Raw genomic sequence first — 2363 nt, 5'->3', positions numbered from 1 at the left:
CCCGTCAGCAGAGGGAGGGCCGTCCTGCGGCGGGCCCTCCCTCTGCTGACGGGGGTGGGAGGGCTCGTGCTCGGGGCGGCCCTCGCCGGAGTCCTCGCGCGCAGGCGGCGCAGCCCCCTCCTCAGGCTCGAAGTCGGGAAGCACCGCCGCGGGTGATCCTGGTTCGCTCTAGCCGGAGATGAGTTCTTTCAGCCGCTCGCGCACCCCTTCTATCGGGATGCGCTCCTGCTGCAGGGTGTCGCGGTCGCGGATCGTCACCTTGTGGTCCTCTATCGTGTCGAAGTCGACCGTTACGCAGTAAGGCGTGCCCGCCTCGTCCTGCCGGCGGTAACGCCGGCCGATCGAGCCGGACTCGTCGTAGAAGACCCGGTAGTCGCCGCGCAGATCCTCGTAGAGCCTGCGGGCTATGGTCGCGACGGGCTCCTTTCTGGTCAGGGGAAAGACCGCGGCCTTGGTCGGCGCGAGGCGCGGATGTAGCTTGAGGACCACCCTCTTCTCCCCGGCGACCTCCTCCTCGGTGTAGGCGTCGACGATGAAAGCGAGCATCATCCTGTCAGGACCGGCGGCGGGCTCGATGACGTAGGGGATGAAGCTCTCGCCCGTCGCCTGGTCGGTGTAGGTGAAGTTGGTGCCGGAGTAGGCGGCGTGCTTCTTGAGGTCGTAGTCGGTGCGGTTGGCGATGCCTTCGAGCTCCGACCACCCGGCGAACGGGAAGTTGTACTCTATGTCCACCCCGCGGGTCGCGTAGTGGGCGCGCTCCTCGTCGCTCTGCTCGCGCTTGCGGATGTTCTCGGGGTTCATCCCGAGCCTGAGATACCACTCGTAGCGCTCCTCGATCCAGTACTCGTGCCACTCCTCGTCGGTGCCCGGCTTGACGAAGAATTCCATCTCCATCTGCTCGAACTCCCGGGTGCGGAAGATGAAGTTGCCCGGCGTGATCTCGTTGCGGAACGACTTGCCCTGCTGGGCGACCCCGAAGGGAACCTTGACCCTGCTGGTCTGCAGGATGTTCTTGAAGTTGACGAAGATGCCCTGCGCGGTCTCCGGCCTGAGATACGCCACGTTCTCCGGGCTCTTGACCGGACCGGTGTAGGTCTCGAACATCAAATTGAACGGCCTGACCGGCGTGAAGTCTCGCCCGCCGTCCACCGGGTCCTTGATGCGCTCGTCCTCCTGGATTATGCGCGTGAGCTCCTCGGGGGAGAGCCCCTCGACCTCCATCCCGGTCGCCTCCTCGATGAGGTGGTCGGCCCGGTAGCGCCTCCCCGAACTCCGGCTCTCGACGAGCATGTCGTTGAAGGTCTCAACGTGCCCGGAGGCCTCCCACACCTTCGGGTGCATGATGATCGCAGAGTCGAAGCCCACCACGTCGTCGCGGGCGTAGACCATGCTGCGCCACCACTCGTCCTTGATGTTGCGCTTCATCTCGACCCCGAGAGGGCCGTAGTCGTAGGAGGAGCGGATGCCGCCGTAGATCTCCGAGCTCTGGTACACGAACCCCCGCCGCTTGCAGAAGGCGACGATCTTGTCCATCGAGACGGTCTGCGACATCTAACCCTCCGGTCTTCCTGTGATCTGGCAGAGAACTTCCGCGCAAGTATAGCTCAGAGGGACCGGTCGATCGGAACGACAGACCCGACGGCGCCCCGCCCGATACCCGGCCTCCCCGGCTACGCCCTGCCGGCGTCTATGATCAGGTAGTAGCTGCACTCGCCTTCTCCGGCGTTGTCGAAGCGGTGCGGCAGGTCGGCCTCGAAGTACATCGCATCCCCCTCCCGCAGGAGATACTCCTCGCCGCCGAGCACGGCCCTCAGCCTCCCACGCTCGACCGCCAGGTGCTCGACCACGCCTTTCCTGTGCGGCGGGAACTCCCCGGAGCTTTCTCCCTCCGGGATGACGTTCTTTATGAACTCCACCCCGCGTCCGGCAAAAGCCGGGGTGAGAAGGCGACGCTCGAATCCGCTCTTTGGATCTCGCATCACCATCTGCCGCTCCTTCGGCACGACCACCAGCTCGCGCCGCTCCTCGCTGCCCACGAGCTGCGAGAGCGACATCCCGAAACCCTCCGCGATCCTGGCCGCCACCACCAGCGTCGGGTTCTTCTCCCCCCGCTCCACCTTCGAGAGCATCGCCCGGCTCACCCCACTGCGCTCCGCAAGCTCGACCAGCGTGAGATCCCGCACCCTCCTCAACTCCCGGATGCGAGCTCCCAGCCTCTCCACCGAAACCAGCTCCGTTGCTTCCTTCTCGTTCATATGTGAGAATAAATTCTACCATGATAGAAATACTCGGTTACGTGGTGGCGGGGGCGCCGTTTCTGGTGGCGGGGGTGGGGCTCATCGTGTTCCGATGGCCTGCGGTGT

2 protein-coding genes are annotated in these 2363 nt (G+C 65.0%); both read right to left on the bottom strand.

What is annotated here, in order from left to right; genetic code table 11:
- Window positions 1-168: 168 nt before the first annotated feature.
- Window positions 169-1551: a glycine--tRNA ligase gene (locus tag PJB24_RS15755; protein ID WP_273847601.1), complete on the bottom strand. Its 1383-nt coding sequence runs from the start codon at window positions 1549-1551 to the stop codon at window positions 169-171.
- Window positions 1552-1670: 119 nt separating this feature from the next.
- Window positions 1671-2255 carry a helix-turn-helix domain-containing protein gene (locus PJB24_RS15750; RefSeq protein WP_273847599.1) on the bottom strand — a complete coding sequence of 195 codons (585 nt, stop codon included), beginning with the start codon at window positions 2253-2255 and terminating at the stop codon, window positions 1671-1673.
- Between the last annotated feature and the right edge of the window lie 108 nt (window positions 2256-2363).

The sequence above is a fragment of the Rubrobacter calidifluminis genome, assembly GCF_028617075.1.
GTDB classification, from domain to species: Bacteria; Actinomycetota; Rubrobacteria; order Rubrobacterales; family Rubrobacteraceae; genus Rubrobacter_E; species Rubrobacter_E calidifluminis.
Note: the sequence above shows the minus strand (reverse complement) of the source record. Positions and strands in the feature narration are given on the sequence as shown.

Excerpts from the sequence above, each read along its gene's own strand:
- PJB24_RS15755 (WP_273847601.1), bottom strand. The coding sequence starts at position 1,551 with ATGTCGCAGACCGTCTCGATGGACAAGATCGTCGCCTTCTGCAAGCGG.
- PJB24_RS15750 (WP_273847599.1), bottom strand. The coding sequence starts at position 2,255 with ATGAACGAGAAGGAAGCAACGGAGCTGGTTTCGGTGGAGAGGCTGGGA.